This is a genomic window from Pseudomonas medicaginis, assembly GCF_965119365.1.
GTDB lineage: Bacteria > Pseudomonadota > Gammaproteobacteria > Pseudomonadales > Pseudomonadaceae > Aquipseudomonas.
In genome coordinates this window covers 141,021-161,801 of record NZ_OZ221631.1, presented here as the reverse complement: position 1 = coordinate 161,801, position 20,781 = coordinate 141,021, and the positions used below count along the sequence as shown (strand labels likewise).

The following is a 20,781-nucleotide window of genomic DNA, read 5'->3' as shown; positions in this document are numbered from 1 at the left end:
ATACAGAAGTAAATCAGTCCCTTGCCCCGTTATTGAGGGCTATCAACGAATGGCAAATCTACCTCGTAAATACCTCGTGCCGCTCGCACCGAAAATGGCTGTGCGATGGGCCGCACATCGCTTAACTCCCATGCGAGCCAGCCCTCCGAAAAGCGGCTTGCACAGGCGGCTTGCACATCTGCGACTTGGAATGGGCGAACTGCTTTTACGCGCACGATTGCAACAGCAATACCTTCGTCTTCATCACCATCGGTGTGAAGAAATCGTCCATTTTCAACAACCAAAAGATCTTCGGATGGATTCAGATGGGGATGCCAGCGGCGGACTTCCAGCGTCTTCTCCCCGGAAGCGATCTTGCCTCCATTAGGCTGAACAATCGATAAAGCTTTCATGGTCTTTTGCTGGTCTTCCGGCTGCCTGCGGTGCAAGTAAGGCCCCATATTCCGGCGAGCCTGGTCTTCAAGTAAGCCCACGGTGACCTCTATCCCCGCTTGTCGAAGAATGGCGATACCTGCTCCGGCATTGCGTGGGTCTGGATCCAGTATTGAGACAAGTACGCGTGTAACTCCCGCGCTGACCAACGCCAGGGCGCATGAAGGCGTCCGGCCAGAGAATGAGCAAGGTTCCAGGGTGACGTAGGCCGTCATGTCGTCGAGGCCTTGTTCCAACTGCGAAAGCGCCATCGCTTCCGCGTGATGTTGTCCCGGTGATTGCGTGTAGCCGCTGGCGATAATGGAGCCGCGACGCACGATGACGCACCCAACCGGTGGATTGGGCAGGCAATCAGGCAGTGCGCGCCTGCCTTGATCCAGCGCTTGGCTCATGAAAAAGCGATCTGTATCGGAGAAAGCATCGTTCTTGCTGGGGAGCGACATACCTGGTTCCTTGGTAGCGACAAAGCCCGGTCAGGATACAGCGCTGGGCTCTACAGAAAAAAGGGAGCGTATTTAATGTCAGAAATAAATTCGTCCCCCTATTCCGAAAGCCCTGTAGTACATCTCCTAAGCTGTCATTGAGGTATTGAGCCTCTTACATCGCTGTGCTTAATTAAAAATCCAGACAAGCAGTTCTGGCCACAGCACATTTAACTTTACGATCAAAAGGACTTGAACTCATGAAGCAGAACGGAATTGATTTGCCCCCGACTCAGGTAAATGGTACGTGGCGTGGCTCTGCAGGTGGATATTGGTCCACGGACGGTATCATCATAGATGGCACTTATATATTTCCACCGCCTCAGCCAGACGTACTAACAGAAGAAGATGATTTTTATATAGCTGATCTTATAAAAACTCAAACTGGACTTAACGATTTTACGTTTAACCTTAAAGTTCTCGATAAAGCGATAAAGCGATAAATCATAAAAACGCTTATGGTGCAATAAAAGACATATGGCAAATTGTCGAGCGGGAACGTGGCTGGGTAGATCCTTACTGGCGTATAAATGACGTATTCTTCAAGAATAAAGCTATTTGCTTTAGTTTTGCTGATGCGCTTGAGAGAAGCGGCTTTACGTCGAGGGAAGCTATTATAGCCATCGCCCACTCAAAATACGCTCGCAGTACAACATTCAAGTTGGAAACCCCTAAACTATCTGGAGGTACATTCAGCCCGGTTAAAGCCTTGGCACACTATTTATGGGGGAAGGGAGAGAAACTTGAGGTTGATATAAATACTATTGGTTTACAAATAAGAGAACACAAGCTCTCATTGTTGAAACAGACTATTAAGAGCACTAAATCACCGGGTACGTATCATCTGGTGGACCCAAAGGTGGCTTACGATACCGGCAAAGACAGTCTTATAAGTGGCGCTTACCTTGGGCGAATCACGCTCCATGTTGAGGGTGATTTCACTCGCAACCAAGATACATCTTGGCGGTTTCTGGGAACAGTCAAAGCCTACCATGACTTTTATGACTTCGATAAAAGCGATAGACCACTCGCGCTTGAGCAACTAACTACGGCTGGCAGGGCCCTACCAGGAAAAGGGTACGAAATAAATATTTCGGGCGAGCATAAAATTCACTTGATAGGAAAGGGGTTTCAGACTCCTAACTTCTGAATAGTAGTGCCATGGCATGGGCGATGCTGTTGCCATGGCGCAAGGACAAAAAAATATGAAGATAAGGCATTCTCTGTTTTTTTATTTGGCAAGTCTCTCAGCTACTCCAATAGTCGGTGGCTACAATTTATACTCTAACTTTGAGAGCGACTTGTATGCGGTCGAACATGACACTATCGCTATCCCATTCACAGCAATTATTGGCACGCTATTCCTATCGTTGCTAGTTCTAGTGCTGCAGCGACCTTATCGGTTAAAAAAATCAAGCAACATGCCTCGCCCCCTTCTTGCAAAACTCGCAAGTGTTTTCGCCACTGTCGTAACGACAGTCCTACTGCTTGATAACCTAATTTACTGGTTGCACCCCAACCATTTGCCAACTTTCTTGATGTTTTTAACAGTTTCTTATTTTTATATGTGTTATCAGCTTCAGCTTTATGGCATTAAAAGTACGGGCTCTGGTCACTAGGGAGAACTCTGAAAGCGAAAAACACGAGAAGAGGGGGTTTCTACATATGCAGATCAGGCAGGCCGTTTACGTTTAGTTGTTTGCGGTCCATCGATCAACGTGTTGCAGATCACCCTTAAGGACAGCGAGCGCGGATGTATGTGCGACTTGCATTTTGGCGAGGCGAAAAAGCGCCCACCATGAAGGCAACAGCAAGGTCGTCGAGGTCTACGACAAGATGCCGCCCCGACTCCCCATCGCGAGGGAGCTTGCTCCCGCGTGAGTGCAAGGCACTCACAAAAAAAACACCCCGGCGGTGCGTCACTGCACGGACAGAGTTCGGGTCATGGAGCGGGTTATGTCGATATGCCACAGCCGGCCTTGATGGTCGAAAAGCACCCATTCATTGCCCACGCAAGACAGTTGCGCATGATGCAGCGGCCAGTGCAGGACGGCGCATAACCGCTCACTTTGGCGGTGGATGAAGTGCCAACGTGCCTCATCGTCGCCAGTTGCGTAGCAGACTACCAACCACTGCTCGAACGAGCAGACGTTCAACAGGTCGGTAAACTCTTGAGTCAGGCCAGGCAGGGGATAGCGCTTGCTCGTGCCGCCCTCGTACGCCCTCAGCATGGGATCTCTGTCGGCTTCATGCTCGATCCAGAACTCAGTGATCCGGCCTACCGCGTTATACACCTGCCAACTGTGCTCCTCACGCCTGCTGGGCATGGATTCGCGGCTGAGCAATCGACGGTCGGGTAGGCGGTAATGCCAGAGCTGGAAGTCCTTCCCGAAGGAAGGCAACCCGCCCGCGTAGATCTCCGACGTGCCAGAGCGTTTCGAACCGGCGATCCACGTCCACGACGCGCAATTGCGAGCCTCGGCCGACGGGTGCCGTCGAAATGCTTGGCGAAGGCGTCCAGCATCAGGGATCCCTCAGGGTCTGTCCCCGGTTTTACGGTTTTCCAGATTAAAAATCAATTTTCCTGCCGCCGATTTGAGTTTCCGAATCATTCTGACCGGCAACCATAGCCGAAGCGCTAATTGCATTTTGATTCGCCCAATCACGAAGTTTTATAAACTCGTCTTTGCGCATTTTGCTCATGGGTACTAAACGCGAAATAGTAGTTTCAAAATCAACCATGGTCAGGTCGCTTACATCACCAGAGTTATTCATCCGTCGTGAGAACGCTTCAATCAGCGAGTCCCCAACCCAAGCTTCGATTTCAGCACCAGAAAGCACAATGTCTTTACCAAAATTCGACTCGCCTCCTAGAGCAGACAATCGATCCAAATCAAATTTTTTTGGGTCTCGTTTCAATTTTTTCAAATGTATTTCAAGAATCTTCTTTCTTTCCAATGTCGACGGAAAGTCAACGAAAAATATTTCGTCGAATCGCCCCTTTCTCAACAACTCCGGAGGTAAGCTGTTGATGTTATTAGCGGTAGCAAATACAAAAACAGGTGCCGTTTTTTCTTGCATCCAAGTCAACAGTGTGCCGAATACGCGTGTAGCCGTGCCACCATCAGATGATCCTCCGGAAGAGCCGGAAAGTCCTTTTTCAATTTCATCGATCCATAGGATGCAGGGTGAAATAGCTTCGGCAGTACGTAGTGCTGAACGGATATTGGATTCTGAAGAGCCAACCACCCCTTGGAATATTTTTCCCATGTCCAAACGTAATAAGGGCATGTTCCATGACGACGATACGCATTTCGCCGTTAGAGACTTACCGCAACCAGGAACTCCAGTTAAGAGCAAACCCTTCGGGGTTCCGACACCGAAATCCTTGGCAATCTGCCCAAAACACTGGCTACGCAAATGGAGCCACTTCTTAAGCGTTGCCAAGCCTCCTACATCCTCAAGGCTTACTTTTGAGTCTATGTATTCCAAGATGCCTGTTTTCCGTATAATTTGCTTTTTTTCGGAAAGCAGGTCCTTTACTGTACTTTCATTTAAACTCAGACTGGATACCAGTGAGCGAGACAAGCTATTGTCAATTTCTAATCCCGTGAGGCCCAAGGCGGCATCAATAAGCTTATCTTTGGTTTCGCTGGAAAGATCAATCTTAACGTTGTTACTGCCTTGCCAGGAGTTAACAAAATTATTTATCTGATCCTTAACTTCATCTCTTGATGGCAAAGGAAAATCGATCAGCGTGATTTCCTTTTGAAGTTCATTGGCAATTTCAAAGCTGGGCGCCACGATGATGCAGTTGCTGCGATATCCACGTGAGCGGATATTAATGGCTAAATCTCGAAGCCGACGACGATAGACAGGATTTGAGCTTGAGGTAAGGTAGTTATGAGCATCACAAAAAACAAAAATATTTTTGCTATCCTCCTCCTTCGCTTTTTCTTCGCAAAAGTCCAAGGCCATTTTCAGATCAAAGGTTTTATCCCCAGCCACGACGCCATTTATCTGGACTCCCAGCGTCGAGTTCCAAACGAACAAACGATGACTAAGCGCCTTGGCAATTTCAGAAACTTCATTGAGCGCACGCTCTTCCTCGAAAGTTTCAATCACCAAAATCGCATAACGCGCTTTGAGGTAATCTGTTATCTGCTTGGTACGCGTCATGTCTATTACCCCTGCGCTTGAACTGAGTTATACATGCATCGGAAGACCGGTTTTGGTAACGCCAGAATTTGAAATAACAAACTCGACGACTCTTCTTGTACGAAAAAAGTCAATATCGACTCTGTCACTGGTTTTGATAATCTGCTTGTGCTGATAGGGATGTTTCGCGTTATGCCGATACCGCCCCGCCAGCGTCAAGTCTACGGCTTTAACAACTCGAATCATGGCCTCATTCTGGAATATTTCTTTTGGCGTATAGCCTGTATAAAGTATCCAGTTTTTCTCGCCATTCACGGCCTGTATTAATTGCTCCAAGGCCGGCGCCTGATCGAGCGGCTCCCCTCCAGAGAGGGTAACCCCAGCGATGTCTAGTGCATTTATCTTCTGTGCCAATTCATAAATAGGCATCAGCGTACTCGCTTCGCGAGGGTGGGTGCTCTGATTGAAGCAGCCCTTACAATTCAGCGCACAACCCTGCACCCATAATGTCAAGCGTAACCCGGGGCCGTTAACGCGGCTCAACTCCATATGGTGTACGTTGATTTCCATTTAGAAGTTCGCACTGAGAATTTGAAGGGTTTGCTCTTCATGGACTACGGTATATTCCGGTTTCCACTCAGTCACAAGCTCCGCAGTAGGGCTAGAAAGTAGAGATTCAAGCTCTTCAGTAAGTTTTGTGCAGATATCCCCTTTCACCCCACGCACTTCCTCCGTAATTTTATCGCCCGTAAAGGTGACATAAATGCTGTATTCGTGGTTAGATCCAAATTCAATCTCGAACCCTTGAGGAGTTTCTTTCACTCTTGCTGGAACACCTGATGCTTCTATGCGCTGGATGGTTTCATCGATGGCTACGCTGATGTACGCTTTCTGAAAGTTTAAAGCCAAATCAGCCATTATCGCTTCATCGCCGGCCGAAAGAGTTCCACGTTCGATGAGGAGTTTATAGGAGCCCTTCTCAATTTGGCAGACAAATAGATTGAATTTGTCTGCCGTTTGGCCACAAATAGCTCTAAATTGCTGCTTGCCCATGTAACCTATTTTGCTCAACACCTTTTTACTGAAGTCGCTGACAAATACCGAAACCAGACCGGTCGTTGGGCTAAGGCCCATCTTGCCAAATGCTTTGGCAATGGCTTCTTCATCAACATAAGAAAATTCAAACGTTGTACAATGGGACATTGTTAAAGCTCCAACTTGCGACGGAGAACATCTTCTTCGGCGTTCTGGATAGCAATTAATACGTCAGGGGCAACCTCAATATTGCGCATAGGTGCCTTGGATACAGGCGTAGCCTCAGGCGCAACGGTTTTTGAAACCGAGGTTGGTGTTCCAGAGTTGACAACCACTCGACGTCTTTGGGCTGCCGGTGATGCACCACTATCACCAAGGAGGCCTGCATCAATCGTTTCCAACAGCTTTCTTATTACCAGAGTTGGATTTGATGTGAGCTTTTCATATAGTCCAATGCGCAACAAAGCATCGGCTCCATCATTGAATTGCAATTTAACGAAGTAATTTTGATTTTCATCGCCAATGATGCCAATGCGCGAAAGCTGACTCAGATCCCGTGACAGTTTTCTCCAACGCTCACCATCAAATGACGCTACAGTTAATCTTGTCGCTGTTGCGGCAAAGGCATTGCTACCAATTTCAGCCCCGTCCGCATCAAAATTCTGGTAGCTAACCAGAACTTTCTCCCCTACAGGAAATCCCAGAGCGGTTGCCAAGTATTCATTGGTCGAAAAATCGATATCGGCATGAAACTTTAAGCTTTTTGACAGAATATAAAGGCTAAAGAGGCCTAATAACCCATAACTTATTGCACTCAGCGCGTGCTCCGGCGCAAGAAATACAAAAACTGCGAAAATGAAAACAATGATCCCGTAACCGTAATTTATGGCCGTTTGTGTGCTGAGTTTTTTATCTCTATAACCTTGAAATGTTTTGCCGGGAACATATTTTTTTGAAGGTGCAAGTAGTAGGGTGCATGCACCAAAAAAAACCAGACAAATTAGCCCTATTGCAGCTTGGCGCTTTTGCCCATTTTGCAATCCGTCAAGAAACATCCACGTACCGGTAACGATGAAAATAGGTAAAGATGCCAGTACTGCAAGTCCGGTTTTCTTACCTTTGGTGGCCATCATCATAGCCCACATCGGGATAGTCTTTATCATTTACAAACCTTCTAGATTTGGTGCAGAAACGCGGCAGGGAGGGGGTGACGGTAGAACTACTCTACATGACGATCTTTGGTTTATCACGCACTAGGAATGGTCTGAAGTAGCCATACGTTTCGAGCTAATTTCGACCATTGCCGATTTTGAAAGTGACGAGTCGATCCAAAACAGATCATGCGAAGACGCTCTTTTACCGCTCACTCCAGTTCGCTCGGCGAGCTCTTCAATCAGCGTTTCATGGCATCACACTCGTTGCGCAAGTCGCTATTGCTGATGGAGCCACAACTTTCCCCCTTCGTCTTGGCATAGCAATATTGGCGTTGGTCGCTGTCGCTGATGCTACCGCAGCTCTCGCCCTTGGTTTCCGCATAGCATGTATTACGCAGGTCACTGTCCCTGATAGAGCCACAGCTTTCCCCCTTCGTCTTGGCATAGCAATAATTGCGCTGGTCGCTGTCGCGAATGCTACCGCAGCTCTCGCCCTTGGTTTCCGCATAGCAGGTATTACGCAGGTCACTGTCGTTGATAGAGCCACAGCTTTCCCCGTTCGTCTTGGCATAGCAATAATTGCGTTGATCGCGGTCGCTGATGTTGCCGCAACCAGCATAAGCGTATCCACTTAACATCATTAACACTGCAATGATGACTTTCATCTTCCTCTCCATTGATTGCCAGGGCGCGCCTGGCGCTTATTGATCCAAGATCATTTGCGGCAAAAAAGGCTATCATATTGACATCATTCTATGGATAAGTTCCATGATCGAATATGAGGGGCGCAGCTCGCCAACCTGCTTACAGCTGCCGCCCACTACTTGACGATGATCCGTTGGAAAGGCACCGGAAATACCGCCTTTCGCGCCGAACTCGATTGCGACAGGGTGGTGCACAAGGACTTTTCACAGCTGCTCGCCATCCCCCTGCGCGAAGGTTGTGATTTGATGGATAGGATGGCTCGACGCTTGCGGGCACAGGCTAAGGGGGGAAGGTGGTGGGAATGCAGGAAAAAATTTGAGAATAATTTAGAGATTGTTCGCCCGCTTCTACGGATAAAAAAACCAAAACCCGACGCAAAACGTCGGGTTTTTCATTGGGAAATAAATCCTATTGCCGCGGTTCCACGTTATCCAACACCCGATTCGCCAACAACGAACTCAGCTCAATCAACTGCTGAATCCCAAGCGCCATATGACGCCGCGATCCATCCAGATCAAACGCCAGATCACTCACCATCGCATCAGCCGAAGCCAGCGTCTCATTGAGGTTAGCGAGCAGGCATTCGTTATCGAGGCCTTTCACGACGGTGAATAGCTGACCCGGTTTTGGCTCGTCTTTAGATTTTTCAGCTTTCGGCAGCAAGTAGTGATCGAGCACGCGTTTGGTGGTTTCGTCTTGCTGCTTGGCTTTGGATTTTGCGGATTGCGGGGTAGGGGCCGAATCCGGGGGATTTGGAGTTGCTTTGAACATTCTCACGTTTCCTTTGTTGGTAGGCCGCTACCGTCTCGCTACTAAACGAAAGGGAGGCAGCTGTGCGCAAGTTAGTAGACCGGTAGGAAAACGGAAAACCCGGCGCGCCCGAAGGCGCCATGCGCACAGCCACCATCGAGTGCAGGCAATGCCTGACTGATGAGACTCATGCGACCGTATCCTTAACCGGGCTACTAAACCCGACCACTGATGGGCAGTGGCAAGGAAACGATAGAACCCCGAGACAAGGCGCACAAGCGGGCGGATTCTGGCGTAGTTGTAGGTAAAGGCGCAAGGATGCGTGGGTTGGGGGTGGGGTGTAGGTGGGGTCTGTAGGAGCAGGATTTGTCGGCGATGCGGGTGACTTGTTTTGGTCTGGAACCGAGTCGATTTCATCGCGAGCAAGCTCGCTCCCACAGGGATTGGGGGCTGTTGCGGATAGTGTGTTCACTTTCACCCGGCGTGGGAGTGGGGGCAGGAGGCCCCTCGTCCTGAACCGGCCACCGCATTGTGCCATGTAGATCGCATTCAGCCTTTTGGGGGCTGCTGCGCAGCCCAGCGGGGATAAATCCCCTCGCCACAAGGGACTTACTCATCACAAGGAATCGGCATGGCTTAGCTGAGCGGTGTGCCTCTGGAGGCGCTATTTGCGCTTGAGCATCTCCGGCAACTGCGCCACCAGCTTCTGATTATTCAGCGGCGCGCGGATGAACCCGCGTTGCTTACCGTCCGGGCCGATGACGGCGAGGTTGCCGCTGTGATCCACCGTGTAGTTGGGTTTGCTGGTGTCCGCCGGGATGAACGGGATGCTCACCGCATTCGCCAGTTTCTGCAGGTCTTCAACAGACGAAGCCGTCAGGCCAATGAACTGCGGATCGAAGTAGCCCAGGTACTGCTTGAGCTGCTTGGGTGTGTCGCGGTTCGGGTCGACGCTCACCAACATGATCTGCAACTTATCCACAGCCTCCTTCGGTAACTCGCTCTTGATCTGGCGCAGTTGGGCAAGGGTGGTGGGGCAGATGTCCGGGCAGAAGGTGTAACCGAAGAACAGCAGGCTCCATTTGTCTTTCAACCCGTCCATCGCCACAGGCTGGCCGTCCCAGAAATAAATCCGTCCCCTTATTCAACGAAAGCACTTGGCCCGCAACGTGCGCGGATTCAATGACAAGATTTGACTGCAACACCGCTACGACATCGTCGTCCGAGCGAACCAAGCCAAGTTCTCTCAGAATCCGCCGTTGCACGAATACCTTCTACAAACCGGTTCGCGCGTTATTGTCGAAGCCAGTCCGGTTGATAACATCTGGGGGATAGGGCTCGCGCAGGACAACGCGGATGCGAACAATCCGAATCTGTGGAAAGGCTTGAATCTGCTGGGATTTGCGCTGATGCAGGTGCGGGATGGGGCTAGGTTCTGTACGAAAAGAGATGTCGCAAACACCGCATGGAGCATGCGAGTGAGACCATGGCGGCATAACTTTTTGCGAGCTTGTCGAAGCGTGTCACGATCCGACGGTTCTCTTTCAGCCAGCCAAACATGCGCTCGATGATGTTGCGCTGTCGGTACTTGGGCCGATCAAACAGTCTGGGTAAACCAGGCTTGGGCTTGCGCTTCATTGAGCGCAGCGGGATGACGGGCTGCATTCGATATTGGTCGCAGTAGCGGCGCAGCGCTTCGGCATCATAGCCCTTGTCGGCGAGCAGCCATTTACAGCGCTTGCGCGGACGGCCACGTTGGCTCGATGGAATGCTGACCTCGTCCAACAGTGGTTGTGCGTAGCTGATGTCACTGGCTTGACCGCCAGAGAGGAGGAAGCGCAACGGTGTTCCGTTGGCGTCGCAAAGCATGTGGATTTTGGTTGTCAGGCCGCCGCGACTACGGCCTAGAGCGTGATCGGCAGGCTCGTCAGCCCCCCTTTTTTCCCGGCGCCAGATGAGGCCCGGGTTGCGCGTACTGCTGTTGAGTCGATCATCCAGGTTTGCAGATCGATCAAGCCCTGCTCATTCAATCTCAGGTGCAAGCGTTTGAGCATCTGTTCGAACGTTCCCTGATTTCGCCAGCCCCGAAACCGTTGATACACCGTTGACCATGGGCCGAAGCGCTCAGGCATATCTCGCCATGCAGCACCCGAACAGAGCACCCATAGCACGCCGTCAAGCATCAGTCGGTCGCTCAGTCGAGGCCGCCCCCGGCCATGAGTTTCGATGAAGAGATCGGAGACCACATCCCAGGCCTCATCCGAGAGTTCATAACGCTTTGCCATCACAGAATTCCTTTCCGCTGATGGCGGGTGACTCTACAAAATCTCAGCGTGCAAGGAGCGCCAATTGGGTTTCTCGGGATTTCGTACAGAGCCTAGCATGCCGGCCCAGAGGTAATGTTCTGACCTTACGCATGGAAATCGAAAAAGGGATAGATTTATCTATGCGCCCGGGGACAGGTGGTCGGTTCACATAGAAATAAATCTGACCCTTTTTCTTCTACTCTCCCTTTTTGTGCTTGTGAGGTTTCAGGTCTGGATGCTCCTTTTGCTTGTCAGGCGTGACTCTCTGCCTTTTGTCCGGGGTACCATCCTCGTTGGTTCTTTTAGGGCCTGGTTTGATGCTCATGGTAGATTTCCTTTTCCGCTTGGAGTGCTAAGTACTGCTATGTAATTAGTACAGCCTTCTACCTCTGTCAAAACAGACCAGGGGAAAACGGGGGACACGGAAGGAGCAGTCTTAATGGATTATCTGATTCGATACGCTACGAATGCAGATGCACCTGAAATCAGCCGAACCATCATAAACACGCTGCGCCAGTCCAATGCACAGGACTACTCATTCGAAATCATTGATCAAGTAGCGCAAAATTTTTCTCCCGTGGCGATCCTCTGTTTGTTGACTGAGCGCCAGGTACTCGTAGCTACCGCCAACAGTCATATCGTGGCAACAGCGAGCCTCGATCAGAACGTTGTCCGAAGCGTGTTTGTCGACCCGAGCCATCAAGGAAAGGGTATCGGAAGACTCTTGATTGAAAGGATTCAAGCCATGGCCAAAAACGCAGGTTTGAACTTGATACTCGTTCCCTCTTCAATCACCGCGGAGGGATTTTATGTTTCGCTTGGTTTTAAAAAAATCCGAGATGAGTTTCATGGTTCGGAGCGTACGATCATCATGGCGAAGACAGTAGGGCTATAGCGTCCAAACGGACATCCAGGACCAAAAATGGATTTCATCGCTGATTTTTTGTTCAACCTGCTGGCCCACCGGATTGGCGTTTTCGTGCTTCGCCTGCTGAGCGGCGGCCGTTTCAAGGGAGAGAGCGGTTTTGCCTGGGGTTGGGCAGTCCTCGTCGGTAGCTTGGTGATGTTTGCACCTTTCGTTTGTTTCATCGCCTTGCTGATCTATGCCGGCGGATGAGGGGTGATCGCTATGGCGCAAAGCAATAGGTCTAGACGGACTGCTATCGACCAGTAGCAGACGGACCGTAGGTCACCATAATCGAAGGAGTCTTTACACCCCCCAGCCGACACTGGCCAAGCGAAACGTTGTTGATGCTGGCTGGCTCCAGGAGAGTGAGGTGGAGGTCCTGTGATATCAAAAAATAAATCTGTCCCCTTATTCCAGCGGATTCTGATGCGGTTGTAGGCAAAGGCGCAAGGATACGTGGCTCGGAGGTGCGGTGGTCAGATCCTGGCCTGATCGAAATCCGGCGGAAGAAATTAGGGATGGACCACAATTTGAGTTTACTTCGGTCCGTCTCATAATCGTGGTCTGTCCCCGCTTTCTGTCCCCGCTTTCTCAAAATTAACTGAAGGAATGACGATGCTTCGTAGCCTGCTTGTTGCAGCAGTTACTCTATTTCTCACCGCCTGTGTAGGCATCATTCATGAGACGCCAGAAGCTCAGCAGCAGATGAAAAGGGATTTAAATCTGACCACCATCATCGACTCGTCAAGAATGAACTGGTGTGTTCATCCCTACGGCAGCGCCCCGGGGTGTAAGCCCAATAGGGGCGTTGGCATCGTCACTCCAAATGGCTTGGTAATGGCCCATTTTGTCAAAGATAAGTACGTGCTAGCCCGTCCTCAAATCTGAGGACATCATCTGTTCGAGTGTGCCTGGTGGAGCGTCTGCAGACGGTTACTTCTTCGCATTCGCCGCTAATGAGGCGTACATGCTGGGGCCTCTTAAAGCAGATCGAGACGAGATCAATACCCACTTCAAAGTCCAAATGTTTAATTACCTTCACAGCAAGGGCCAGTACAGCTATAGCGGTCCGGAGGTGAACTTCCAGCGTCCAAGCGGCGAGAAGGTCAAGCAGACGACCGTCATTTCTGCTGGCCCGGCTACTAGAGTCTCCAGTGAAATGGTCGATGTGCTCGAAATATACAGCCCATGTAAGTAGGAAAGGGGACAGAAAACAGAAATGGGGGAAATTTATTTACTGAAAATAAATCTGTCCCCATTTTTCGCGTCGAGTTCGGCTGGGGGGACGAGGATTTTTACCGAGCCCCACAGGCCACCTTGAGCCCGGCCCTGCGAGCCTTGTTCGGGTCGACGGCAACCGTGCTGCATGCGGTCAAGATTGACGCAGACCCCAGGCGGCGCTTCGCCGCAAGCGAGGTCATCGAGGTGCGGGTGACGGAGGATGGCTACCGACGACTGCTCGCGTTCGTGGCCGGGACCTTCACCCACTCAGCGACGGGCACCTTGGTGGTGCTCGGGCCTGGCCTGTATGGAGAGAGCCGGTTCTACCAGGCCGAGGGTCGCTATTCGCTGTTTTATACCTGCAATACCTGGGTCGCAGAGGCGCTGGCTGCGAGCAACTGTCCAATGTCGCCTGCAGCGGTGATTACGGCGGGGAACCTCATGTCGCAGTTGCGCCGGGCGACAGGGGGCGGTGCATCCTGCCTGGCTACTCGCTAACCCGTGCCTGACAACAGTGTAGTCCAGTGATGCTGACATCCAGTTTCAGTGAATGTGACCCACCCAAAATCACGCGAAAAGTCTGCTAGCCTCATTGTGATCTTGGATCACCGGAACCCAGTACAGAGCAAACAAAGTCGGTGCATTCGTGGCTTCTAGTCGGCCATTTCAGGAAGAACAAATGACAGATCGCAGACCTTTGAACTCGAATGTAACTTCCTGGCTATAGCAAGCACCACGACAGGTAGAGGAGGTTCAAATGTCCAACGAATACTCGGTCTATCGCCGAAATGGGACCTACTACGTTCGCGACTTGAAAGGTAACCGCTGGACCGTGCAGCAAAGGTACGGAACCAGAGACCTTAGCGATGGCTCGCCCATCAATCCGTACGAAGAAATCTTGCTGGAAGATGACCGGTCGATCGTGCGTGTCATTCCCAAGACGGGCCGTGCCCCGACCTACGGACGCTTTTCCAACTACAAGAATGCCTCACCGGAAAAAATTACCAAACGCAGGTTTCGAGCGGTCAATCACGGGCTGATGAACTTCGTGCTGCTGCAAGGTTCATGGGCTTGGTTTGTGCCCTACGAGGGCAAGAAACAACCGCCGGTGCACGATCTGATGCATGGCTTCGTCGGTAAACGCATACACACTAAAAAAATGAAAGCTGCGACATTGGCAGAAGTGGGCGAGGAACTGTCTGCAACGCAGTACGCTCGCAAGGGGGGCACGCTCACCTTCAACAAGGGGCATTCGGCAATTCGGTACGACTGGTGCCATTTGGTCGGTCATGGGCTGCTGGGTAAAGACATTGCGGACAACATCGTAGCGGCAACCACTTTCCAAAATTCTGAACAGCTGATTCTCGAGACCGTCCTGCATGACTACCGGATGGAGGGAATGATGTTGAAAGTCGAAGCGAAACTAGCATACGGCTGGAAACACCTGGCAGAGTCCATCTGGTTCAGGGTCATGCTGAACGGCGACACCATCTACTCACGAACCATGGATGCAAGACGGGCCACCAAGCCAGACTTCAACGAGTACACCAAAGTCTCGACGGATATGCGGCGTCAACTGAACCGTGGGCTCAAAAAGCATTACTCGGGCGATGACATGACCATGGACACCTTCGAGGCCATCAGCAATAAGTTGGGGATCGTTGACCCTTCACAATCCACCGGTCTCTGGAAGTCTCTTATGGAGACACTTCGCGGAGAGGACGAACTGGCTGCGGACTTGATGGACTGAACGTTCGAGGGGTGTGCAACTGGAAAAATGACTTTATTCGTCCGCATCTACGGATAGAAGAACCAAAACCCAACGCAAAACGTCGGGTTTTTTCGTTGGGAAAAAATACTGTTGTAGGCACATTCAGCACTGATGCATGCTGACCCGCCGCTATCGCGAGCAAGCTCGCTCCCACACAACTCCTACAGGTGGGGCGAGTCCCCGCTACAAATTGCGCCGTTATTTACGCTTGAGCATCTCCGGCAACTGCGCCACCAGCTTCTGATTATTCAGCGGCGCGCGGATGAACCCGCGTTGCTTACCGTCCGGGCCGATGACGGCGAGGTTGCCGCTGTGATCCACCGTGTAGTTGGGTTTGCTGGTGTCCGCCGGGATGAACGGGATGCTCACCGCATTCGCCAGTTTCTGCAGGTCTTCAACAGACGAAGCCGTCAGGCCAATGAACTGCGGATCGAAGTAGCCCAAGTACTGCTTGAGTTGCTTGGGCGTGTCGCGGTTCGGGTCGACGCTCACCAACACGATCTGCAACTTATCCACAGCCTCCTTCGGTAACTCGCTCTTGATCTGGCGCAGTTGGGCAAGGGTGGTGGGGCAGATGTCCGGGCAGAAGGTGTAGCCGAAGAACAGCAGGCTCCATTTGTCTTTCAGTTCGTCCATCGCCACGGGCTGGCCGTCCTGGTCGGTCATTTTCACGTCCGGCAGGGTGCGGCTCTGGGGCAGCAGGATGATGCCGGCATCGATCAACGCCGTTGGGTCGCCCTGGCCTTTGCCGGACAGCACCTTGTTGATGGTCAGGCCGAGGATCAGTGCGATCACGGCCGCGAGGATAAAGACGGTTTTCTGGGTTCGAGTCATAGGCTCAACAGTAAGTAATGATCTACAAGCAGGGCGATGAACAGCAGGAACAAGTAATAAATAGAGTACTTGAACGTATTGATCGCCGCGTGCGGCCGAGTGCCACGGTACAACACCACGGCCCATTGCAGGAACCGGGCGCCCAGCACCAGCGCGCAAACCAGGTAGAGCATCCCGCTCATATGGATCACGAACGGCATCAGGCTCACCGCCAGCAGCACCAGGGTGTACAGCAGGATATGGATCTTGGTGTAGTGCTCGCCATGGGTCACCGGCAACATCGGGATGTCGGCCTTGGCGTATTCCTCCTTGCGGTGGATCGCCAGGGCCCAGAAGTGCGGCGGGGTCCAGGCGAAGATGATCAGCACCAGCAGCAGCGGTTCGGCGCTGACATGGCCGGTGGCCGCCACCCAGCCCAGCAGAGGTGGCGCTGCGCCGGCCAGGCCGCCGATGACGATGTTTTGCGGCGTTGCGCGCTTGAGGAAGCCGGTGTAGATCACCGCGTAACCCAGCAACGACGCCAAGGTCAGCCAGGCGGTCAGCGGATTGGTGAACGCCAGCAACAACGCTTGGCCGATCACCGCCAGCGCCAGGGCGAAGGTCAGCGCGGCGGCCGGGGAGATCCGCCCTTCGGCCAAGGGCCGCTTGTGGGTACGGGCCATCACCGCGTCGATGCGCCGGTCCACCACATGGTTGACCGCCGCCGCGCCACCGGCACACAGGGCGATGCCCAGGTTGCCGAACACCAGTACTGTCCACGGTACGCCGGCGCGGGTGGCGAGGAACATGCCGACCAGGGAGGTGATCAGCATCAGCACCACCACTTTGGGCTTGGTCAGCTCCAGGTAATCGCGCCAGATCGCCTGGCTGTGGCGTTCACCGGTCAAGGTTGCCATGGCATCTCTCCTTTTATTGTGATGGGGCTGGCGCCGTGTTTAGGCGGGTTGAACCGCCAGCGCAGCGGGACTTGATGCTTGACCCGGACCAGGCTGGTACGGGCGTGATAATTGACCAGCACCAGGGTCAGCAGCAGCGCGGCGCCCCCGGCGTTGTGGGCGACGGCCACCGGCAGCGGGAGATGAAACAGCACGTTGCTGATGCCCAGGGTGATTTGTGCCCCTAGTGCGATCAGCACCAGGCCGGCCAGGCGGGTCATGCCGACGGTTTTCAATTGCCAGGCCAGGCCCAGTAACACCACGGTCACCAGCAGCGCACCGATACGGTGGGTCAGGTGGATGGCGGTGCGGGCGTCGCTGTCCAGTTGCCCACCCAGGTAGTTCGGGCCGATGTGCTGGGTCAGGTGAAAGCCATTGGCGAAATCCGCCGGTGGCAGCCATTGGCCGTGGCAGGTCGGGAAGTCGATGCAGGCCACGGCGGCGTAATTGGAGCTGACCCAGCCACCCAGGGCGATCTGGCCGATCACCAGCAGCAGCCCGGCCGTGGCCCAGTGTTGCAGGCGCTTGGGCACGGTCAGCGCCGGCAGAACCCCGGACAGTCGCAAGGTGAGCAGGAACAGCAGGCTTAATGTGGCGAACCCGCCCAGCAAATGTCCGGTGACCACTTGCGGCCACAGTTTCAGGGTCACGGTCCACATGCCGAACGCGGCCTGGGCGAACACCACCGCCAGCAGGAACAGCGGCAACTTCAGCGGCAGGCCGGGATGGCGGCGGTTCATCCAGGCCCGGGCGGCCAACACGGTAATCATCAAGCCCAAGGCCCCGGCGAAGTAGCGATGGACCATCTCATTCCAGCCCTTGTGGGCTTCCACCGGGGCGTCGGGAAAGTGCAGCTCGGCATGGGCCAGTTGGGCTTCGCTCTTGGGCACACTGATGAAGCCATAGCACCCGGGCCAGTCCGGGCAACCGAGGCCGGCGTGGGTCAGCCGGGTGTAGGCGCCCAGCAATACGACGATCAGTGCCAGTAGCGTGGCGAACAGCGCGAGGCGAAATCCAGGTTTGGCCATGTCGATGCCCTCATCCGATGTTCGACAGTTTCAGCAGGTGGCGCAGGTCGTTGAGCAGGTCCTTGCCCTTGACCCGGGCGTCGTAGCGCAGCACCAGGTTGCTGTGGGGGTCGATGATCCACAGTTGGGCTCCGCCGGAGCCTTGGGCGCCTTTCTGATAGGCCGGCAGGTCCAGTGGGTAGCGTTGCAGTTGCGGGTATTCGCGCTGCAGTTGGGCGTCGTACTCGGCGTCCAGCGGTTGCGCCACCGCCAGGGCATGGCTGGCGCGAGAGGCTTCGCGACCGAGGCCGATCTGGACTTGCCGGGCCAGGTACACCAGTTGCCGGCAATCCACCGAGCACGCCTGTGGCGCCGTGACCAGGAGCTGCCAGCGCTGCTCATCGGCCTGCACACCAATCTCGGCGCGGGTCTGGCCGTTGCCGATCAGTTCGCCGTGGTAGCTGCGGCTGTCGGGCACCCAGAACTGGAATTTGTACATGCCGGTGGCCAGGATCATCGGGCCGATCACACCGAGCACGATCAGCAGCAATTGCACGCGGCCCTTGCGACGGTTGTGTGCCACGGGCGCCTCAGACGTGTTGGTTGGATTCATGGTGTTTCCCATGGTGTCTCCCTGCGTTGTGCCATCCGAGATAAAGGAACAGGCCGAACAGCGCCGCCGCCATGGCGAACCACTGCACGGCATAGCCGAGGTGTTTTTCCGGGCCCATGGCCACCACCGGCCAATCGGTCCGGTAGGCGCCGGGGCCGCTTTGTTGGCGTACTTCATAGGCGAAACCGTTGCGGCCCAGGTCGGCCCAGAGCTTGTCCGGCTCGATGGCGGTGACCAGTCGCGGCCACGGAGCGCCCGCCGGGTCGGCGTGGAGCTGGAAGGTGGCGCCCGGCGCAACGTAGACCCAGGCCTGGAGGCTCACCGATTGTTCCGGCGTGTTGAAGGCCGGCGGGGTGCGCCGGTCCGGCCAGGGCAACCAGCCGCGATTGACCAGCAGCCACAGCCCGGTCCGGTGGTCGAGGAACGGTTGCAGCAACTCGACGCCGACCTTGCCGCCGTGCTGGCGGTTGTCCAGCAGGACGCTGTGCTCGGCGTCGAACTGGCCCTGCAACGTGACCGCTCGAAAGGCCGGATCGCTGGTGTGCGCCAGCTCGGTGCTGTCCATCGGCGGCGCGACGCGGCGCTCGGCGTAGTTTTCCAGGAGCACACGCTTTTGTTCGCCCCGGCTCAATTGCCAGAACCCCAGGCACACCATCACCGGCACCAGCACGGCGACCACCAATGACGGCACGATGCCCGGCCGGAAGCCTTTCATGGCGCCGTCCGCAAGCGGTTCAACGGGATAGCTATACTCACGTGCATCGCGTCCCCCCGGAGTGTTCCTGATGCTAAAAGCAGCCATCGTCCTGATGCTGATTGCCACGATTGCCAGCCTGTTCAGCGGTCTGTTTTTTCTGGTCAAGGACGACAGCGATTCCAATCGCCTGGTCATCGCCCTGGCGGTGCGGGTCAGCCTGGCCGCTGCCACCGTCGGCTTGATTGCCTGGGGTTTCTTCAGCGGCCAGTTGGTGTCTCATGTGCCGTGGTGACGGCGGTTTCAGAGTACGTAGACAAAGATGAACAAGCCGATCCACACCACATCGACGAAGTGCCAGTACCAGCTCGCCGCCTCGAAGCCGAACTGATGCTCGTTGTCGAAGTGCCCGCGCATGATGCGCATCAGCATGACGAACAGGATGATCGTGCCGATGGTGACGTGGGCGCCGTGAAAGCCCGTGAGCATGAAGAAGGTCGCGCCGTAGACGCCGGAGCCCAGGGTCAGGCCCAGTTCCTTGTAGGCGTGGATGTATTCCTCGGCCTGGAAGCCCAGGAAGGCGCAACCCAGCAGCACGGTGATCGCCAGCCAGAGTTTCAGCGCACCGCGATGGCCTTTTTTCAAGGCATGGTGGGCGATGGTGACGGTGACGCTGGAACTGACCAGCAGCACGGTATTGAGCAGCGGCAAGCCCCAGGGGCTGATGACGTCCTTGGGCGCCGGGAAGAGTTTCGGATCGGGATTGTTCAGCAAGGGCCAGGTGAACTGGAAGTTCGGCCAGAGCATATGGGCCAGGCCCTTGGTGCCTTCGCCGCCCAGGGCCGGTCCCGACACGTGGCGCACGTAGAACAGCGCACCGAAGAAGGCGATGAAGAACATCACTTCGGAAAAGATGAACCAGCTCATGCCCCAGCGGAACGAACGGTCGAGCTGGGCGCTGTACAGCCCGGCGCGACTTTCCTTGACCACCGCGCCGAACCAGCCGAACAGCATGTAGGCCACCAGCAGGCCGCCGACGAAAAAGATCAGCGGGCCGTGGGATTCGGGCCGCGCGGCTTTCAGGTCGTTGAACCAGGTCGCCAGGCCATACACCGTGACGAACATCCCGACCGTGGCGATGATCGGCCATTTGCTCTGGGCCGGAACGTAATAGTGTTCGTGAGTTGCCATTTATTGTTCTCCTTATCGGGCACGCTATCGGTCAGTGTTTAGAGCCACCGGTGGATGACGAGCGGTGATGTCGAACAGCGTGTAGGACAGCGTCAGATGCTTCACTTCCTTGGGCATGTCCCGGTCAACGATGAAGCGCATGGGCATTTCGATGCGTTCGCCGGGTTGCAGCACTTGCTGGGTAAAACAAAAACATTCGGTCTTGTGGAAATACGCCGCCGCAGTGCTCGGCGCGATGCTCGGAACCGCCTGGGCACTCATCGGCCGGTCGGTGGGGTTGTGGGCGACAAAGACCATCTCGTTCACCGCCCCCGGCTTGACCACCAGTTGGTCGCCCTTGGGGTAGAAGTCCCAGGGCATGTCCACTGAATTGGTCGACACGAACTGCACGCGAACCTGCCGCGACTCATCGACGACCTGCTCGCCCTCGTACTGCCCGGCGGTCTTGCCATTGATGCCGAACGCCTTGCACATCACGTCGTAGATCGGCACCAGGGCAAACCCGAAAACGAACATGGCCACCACCACGATCAGCAGGCGGGTGACCAGTTTCTTCATTGAGATTGAATCAGCCATGCCTTCCAAT

25 protein-coding genes and 2 pseudogenes are annotated in these 20,781 nt (G+C 54.2%); 10 read left to right on the top strand and 17 right to left on the bottom strand.

The genetic code is table 11. The annotated features are described in order from the left end of the window. Positions 1–29 precede the first annotated feature (29 nt). Entirely contained in the window at positions 30–875 is an 846-nt protein-coding gene (gene ribD / locus ACMTA2_RS00765; RefSeq protein WP_413793308.1) for a bifunctional diaminohydroxyphosphoribosylaminopyrimidine deaminase/5-amino-6-(5-phosphoribosylamino)uracil reductase RibD, read from the bottom strand. A 239-nt stretch (positions 876–1,114) separates the two neighbouring features. Here ribD and ACMTA2_RS00760 point away from each other — a divergent pair, with 239 nt between their 5' ends. From ACMTA2_RS00760 to ACMTA2_RS00750, 3 genes are all read left to right on the top strand, one after another. Then, the gene (locus tag ACMTA2_RS00760; protein WP_413793307.1) at positions 1,115–1,357 is read left to right on the top strand and encodes a hypothetical protein; all 243 of its coding nucleotides are present in this window, start codon (positions 1,115–1,117) and stop codon (positions 1,355–1,357) included. A gap of 218 nt (positions 1,358–1,575) precedes the next feature. After that, entirely contained in the window at positions 1,576–2,064 is a 489-nt protein-coding gene (locus ACMTA2_RS00755) for a lipid II-degrading bacteriocin (protein ID WP_413793306.1), read from the top strand. 16 nt (positions 2,065–2,080) lie between these two features. Next, positions 2,081–2,533: a hypothetical protein gene (locus ACMTA2_RS00750; protein ID WP_413793305.1), complete on the top strand. Its 453-nt coding sequence runs from the start codon at positions 2,081–2,083 to the stop codon at positions 2,531–2,533. 300 nt (positions 2,534–2,833) lie between these two features. Here ACMTA2_RS00750 and ACMTA2_RS00745 read toward each other — a convergent pair whose 3' ends face one another. The 8 genes and pseudogenes from ACMTA2_RS00745 to ACMTA2_RS00710 form a co-directional block, all read right to left on the bottom strand. Further along, positions 2,834–3,145 (bottom strand): hypothetical protein, encoded by a 312-nt coding sequence (locus ACMTA2_RS00745; protein ID WP_413793304.1) that lies wholly within the window; start codon positions 3,143–3,145, stop codon positions 2,834–2,836. A 337-nt stretch (positions 3,146–3,482) separates the two neighbouring features. Further along, the gene (locus ACMTA2_RS00740; protein ID WP_413793303.1) at positions 3,483–5,093 is read right to left on the bottom strand and encodes an AAA family ATPase; all 1,611 of its coding nucleotides are present in this window, start codon (positions 5,091–5,093) and stop codon (positions 3,483–3,485) included. A 27-nt stretch (positions 5,094–5,120) separates the two neighbouring features. Continuing rightward, the gene (locus ACMTA2_RS00735; RefSeq protein ID WP_413793302.1) at positions 5,121–5,642 is read right to left on the bottom strand and encodes a 4Fe-4S single cluster domain-containing protein; all 522 of its coding nucleotides are present in this window, start codon (positions 5,640–5,642) and stop codon (positions 5,121–5,123) included. Then, positions 5,643–6,275, bottom strand: coding sequence for a DUF2997 domain-containing protein (locus ACMTA2_RS00730; protein WP_413793301.1), 633 nt, complete (start codon positions 6,273–6,275; stop codon positions 5,643–5,645). 2 nt (positions 6,276–6,277) lie between these two features. Beyond that, positions 6,278–7,270 carry a hypothetical protein gene (locus ACMTA2_RS00725; protein ID WP_413793300.1) on the bottom strand — a complete coding sequence of 331 codons (993 nt, stop codon included), beginning with the start codon at positions 7,268–7,270 and terminating at the stop codon, positions 6,278–6,280. Positions 7,271–7,500: 230 nt separating this feature from the next. Next, positions 7,501–7,926 (bottom strand): hypothetical protein, encoded by a 426-nt coding sequence (locus ACMTA2_RS00720; protein ID WP_413793299.1) that lies wholly within the window; start codon positions 7,924–7,926, stop codon positions 7,501–7,503. Between the two features lie 448 nt (positions 7,927–8,374). Further along, positions 8,375–8,737: a DUF6124 family protein gene (locus tag ACMTA2_RS00715; RefSeq protein WP_413793298.1), complete on the bottom strand. Its 363-nt coding sequence runs from the start codon at positions 8,735–8,737 to the stop codon at positions 8,375–8,377. A gap of 643 nt (positions 8,738–9,380) precedes the next feature. After that, positions 9,381–9,836, bottom strand: a pseudogene (locus tag ACMTA2_RS00710) (SCO family protein); the annotation flags it as partial. 12 nt (positions 9,837–9,848) lie between these two features. Between ACMTA2_RS00710 and ybiA the strand changes: the two are divergent. Further along, a pseudogene (gene ybiA / locus ACMTA2_RS00705) lies at positions 9,849–10,143 on the top strand (riboflavin biosynthesis intermediates N-glycosidase); the annotation flags it as partial. Between the two features lies 1 nt (position 10,144). Here the strand turns inward: ybiA and ACMTA2_RS00700 are convergent. Further along, positions 10,145–11,001 (bottom strand): IS5 family transposase gene (locus tag ACMTA2_RS00700; RefSeq protein WP_413793297.1). Its coding sequence is split into 2 segments (ribosomal slippage): positions 10,145–10,647 and positions 10,647–11,001, totalling 858 coding nucleotides; the frame shifts between segments, so codons are not numbered across the junction. Between the two features lie 460 nt (positions 11,002–11,461). On the opposite strand from ACMTA2_RS00700, the gene ACMTA2_RS00695 reads away from it, so the two are divergent. From ACMTA2_RS00695 to ACMTA2_RS00675, 5 genes are all read left to right on the top strand, one after another. Beyond that, a complete protein-coding gene (locus ACMTA2_RS00695) occupies positions 11,462–11,917 on the top strand; it encodes a GNAT family N-acetyltransferase (RefSeq protein WP_413793296.1) in 456 nt (151 codons plus the stop codon). 27 nt (positions 11,918–11,944) lie between these two features. Beyond that, positions 11,945–12,139 carry a hypothetical protein gene (locus ACMTA2_RS00690; RefSeq protein WP_413793295.1) on the top strand — a complete coding sequence of 65 codons (195 nt, stop codon included), beginning with the start codon at positions 11,945–11,947 and terminating at the stop codon, positions 12,137–12,139. Between the two features lie 405 nt (positions 12,140–12,544). Continuing rightward, positions 12,545–12,817 carry a hypothetical protein gene (locus tag ACMTA2_RS00685; protein ID WP_413793294.1) on the top strand — a complete coding sequence of 91 codons (273 nt, stop codon included), beginning with the start codon at positions 12,545–12,547 and terminating at the stop codon, positions 12,815–12,817. Positions 12,818–13,186: 369 nt separating this feature from the next. Further along, positions 13,187–13,648 carry a DUF2459 domain-containing protein gene (locus tag ACMTA2_RS00680; RefSeq protein WP_413795760.1) on the top strand — a complete coding sequence of 154 codons (462 nt, stop codon included), beginning with the start codon at positions 13,187–13,189 and terminating at the stop codon, positions 13,646–13,648. Positions 13,649–13,907: 259 nt separating this feature from the next. Continuing rightward, on the top strand, positions 13,908–14,900 hold the full coding sequence (locus ACMTA2_RS00675; protein ID WP_413793293.1) for a hypothetical protein: 993 nt from the start codon (positions 13,908–13,910) through the stop codon (positions 14,898–14,900). Between the two features lie 219 nt (positions 14,901–15,119). On the opposite strand, the gene ACMTA2_RS00670 is transcribed toward ACMTA2_RS00675, so the two are convergent. Genes ACMTA2_RS00670 through ACMTA2_RS00650 form a run of 5 tightly spaced genes read right to left on the bottom strand, consistent with a single transcriptional unit; the run spans position 15,120 to position 19,025 of the window. Further along, positions 15,120–15,755, bottom strand: coding sequence for an SCO family protein (locus ACMTA2_RS00670; RefSeq protein WP_413793292.1), 636 nt, complete (start codon positions 15,753–15,755; stop codon positions 15,120–15,122). Next, positions 15,752–16,651: a heme o synthase gene (gene cyoE, locus ACMTA2_RS00665; RefSeq protein WP_413793291.1), complete on the bottom strand. Its 900-nt coding sequence runs from the start codon at positions 16,649–16,651 to the stop codon at positions 15,752–15,754. The genes ACMTA2_RS00670 and cyoE overlap by 4 nt, the downstream gene beginning before the upstream one ends. Continuing rightward, positions 16,639–17,718 (bottom strand): COX15/CtaA family protein, encoded by a 1,080-nt coding sequence (locus tag ACMTA2_RS00660; RefSeq protein WP_413793290.1) that lies wholly within the window; start codon positions 17,716–17,718, stop codon positions 16,639–16,641. Before ACMTA2_RS00660 ends, cyoE begins: the two co-directional genes overlap by 13 nt. A 10-nt stretch (positions 17,719–17,728) precedes the next feature. Next, the gene (locus tag ACMTA2_RS00655; protein WP_413793289.1) at positions 17,729–18,322 is read right to left on the bottom strand and encodes a PA_0111/PP_0108 family protein; all 594 of its coding nucleotides are present in this window, start codon (positions 18,320–18,322) and stop codon (positions 17,729–17,731) included. Continuing rightward, positions 18,288–19,025, bottom strand: coding sequence for an SURF1 family protein (locus tag ACMTA2_RS00650; protein WP_413793288.1), 738 nt, complete (start codon positions 19,023–19,025; stop codon positions 18,288–18,290). The genes ACMTA2_RS00655 and ACMTA2_RS00650 overlap by 35 nt, the downstream gene beginning before the upstream one ends. A 70-nt stretch (positions 19,026–19,095) precedes the next feature. Between ACMTA2_RS00650 and ACMTA2_RS00645 the strand changes: the two genes are divergently transcribed. Continuing rightward, entirely contained in the window at positions 19,096–19,299 is a 204-nt protein-coding gene (locus ACMTA2_RS00645; protein WP_413793287.1) for a twin transmembrane helix small protein, read from the top strand. A gap of 8 nt (positions 19,300–19,307) precedes the next feature. Here the strand turns inward: ACMTA2_RS00645 and ACMTA2_RS00640 are convergent, their stop codons facing one another. Continuing rightward, a complete protein-coding gene (locus ACMTA2_RS00640; RefSeq protein WP_413793286.1) occupies positions 19,308–20,195 on the bottom strand; it encodes a cytochrome c oxidase subunit 3 in 888 nt (295 codons plus the stop codon). 24 nt (positions 20,196–20,219) lie between these two features. Next, positions 20,220–20,771 (bottom strand): cytochrome c oxidase assembly protein, encoded by a 552-nt coding sequence (locus tag ACMTA2_RS00635; RefSeq protein ID WP_413793285.1) that lies wholly within the window; start codon positions 20,769–20,771, stop codon positions 20,220–20,222. Between the last annotated feature and the right edge of the window lie 10 nt (positions 20,772–20,781).

Coding starts and splice junctions, on each gene's coding strand:
- ACMTA2_RS00675 (WP_413793293.1), top strand. CDS start 13,908: ATGTCCAACGAATACTCGGTCTATCGCCGAAATGGGACCTACTACGTT.
- ACMTA2_RS00750 (WP_413793305.1), top strand. CDS start 2,081: ATGGGCGATGCTGTTGCCATGGCGCAAGGACAAAAAAATATGAAGATA.
- ACMTA2_RS00720 (WP_413793299.1), bottom strand. CDS start 7,926: ATGAAAGTCATCATTGCAGTGTTAATGATGTTAAGTGGATACGCTTAT.
- ACMTA2_RS00725 (WP_413793300.1), bottom strand. CDS start 7,270: ATGATAAAGACTATCCCGATGTGGGCTATGATGATGGCCACCAAAGGT.
- ACMTA2_RS00690 (WP_413793295.1), top strand. CDS start 11,945: ATGGATTTCATCGCTGATTTTTTGTTCAACCTGCTGGCCCACCGGATT.
- ACMTA2_RS00640 (WP_413793286.1), bottom strand. CDS start 20,195: ATGGCAACTCACGAACACTATTACGTTCCGGCCCAGAGCAAATGGCCG.
- ACMTA2_RS00650 (WP_413793288.1), bottom strand. CDS start 19,025: ATGAAAGGCTTCCGGCCGGGCATCGTGCCGTCATTGGTGGTCGCCGTG.
- ACMTA2_RS00655 (WP_413793289.1), bottom strand. CDS start 18,322: ATGGGAAACACCATGAATCCAACCAACACGTCTGAGGCGCCCGTGGCA.
- cyoE (WP_413793291.1), bottom strand. CDS start 16,651: ATGGCAACCTTGACCGGTGAACGCCACAGCCAGGCGATCTGGCGCGAT.
- ACMTA2_RS00670 (WP_413793292.1), bottom strand. CDS start 15,755: ATGACTCGAACCCAGAAAACCGTCTTTATCCTCGCGGCCGTGATCGCA.
- ACMTA2_RS00645 (WP_413793287.1), top strand. CDS start 19,096: ATGCTAAAAGCAGCCATCGTCCTGATGCTGATTGCCACGATTGCCAGC.
- ACMTA2_RS00730 (WP_413793301.1), bottom strand. CDS start 6,275: ATGTCCCATTGTACAACGTTTGAATTTTCTTATGTTGATGAAGAAGCC.
- ACMTA2_RS00695 (WP_413793296.1), top strand. CDS start 11,462: ATGGATTATCTGATTCGATACGCTACGAATGCAGATGCACCTGAAATC.
- ACMTA2_RS00685 (WP_413793294.1), top strand. CDS start 12,545: ATGCTTCGTAGCCTGCTTGTTGCAGCAGTTACTCTATTTCTCACCGCC.
- ACMTA2_RS00745 (WP_413793304.1), bottom strand. CDS start 3,145: ATGCTGAGGGCGTACGAGGGCGGCACGAGCAAGCGCTATCCCCTGCCT.
- ACMTA2_RS00740 (WP_413793303.1), bottom strand. CDS start 5,093: ATGACGCGTACCAAGCAGATAACAGATTACCTCAAAGCGCGTTATGCG.
- ACMTA2_RS00735 (WP_413793302.1), bottom strand. CDS start 5,642: ATGGAAATCAACGTACACCATATGGAGTTGAGCCGCGTTAACGGCCCC.
- ribD (WP_413793308.1), bottom strand. CDS start 875: ATGTCGCTCCCCAGCAAGAACGATGCTTTCTCCGATACAGATCGCTTT.
- ACMTA2_RS00760 (WP_413793307.1), top strand. CDS start 1,115: ATGAAGCAGAACGGAATTGATTTGCCCCCGACTCAGGTAAATGGTACG.
- ACMTA2_RS00635 (WP_413793285.1), bottom strand. CDS start 20,771: ATGGCTGATTCAATCTCAATGAAGAAACTGGTCACCCGCCTGCTGATC.
- ACMTA2_RS00660 (WP_413793290.1), bottom strand. CDS start 17,718: ATGGCCAAACCTGGATTTCGCCTCGCGCTGTTCGCCACGCTACTGGCA.
- ACMTA2_RS00715 (WP_413793298.1), bottom strand. CDS start 8,737: ATGTTCAAAGCAACTCCAAATCCCCCGGATTCGGCCCCTACCCCGCAA.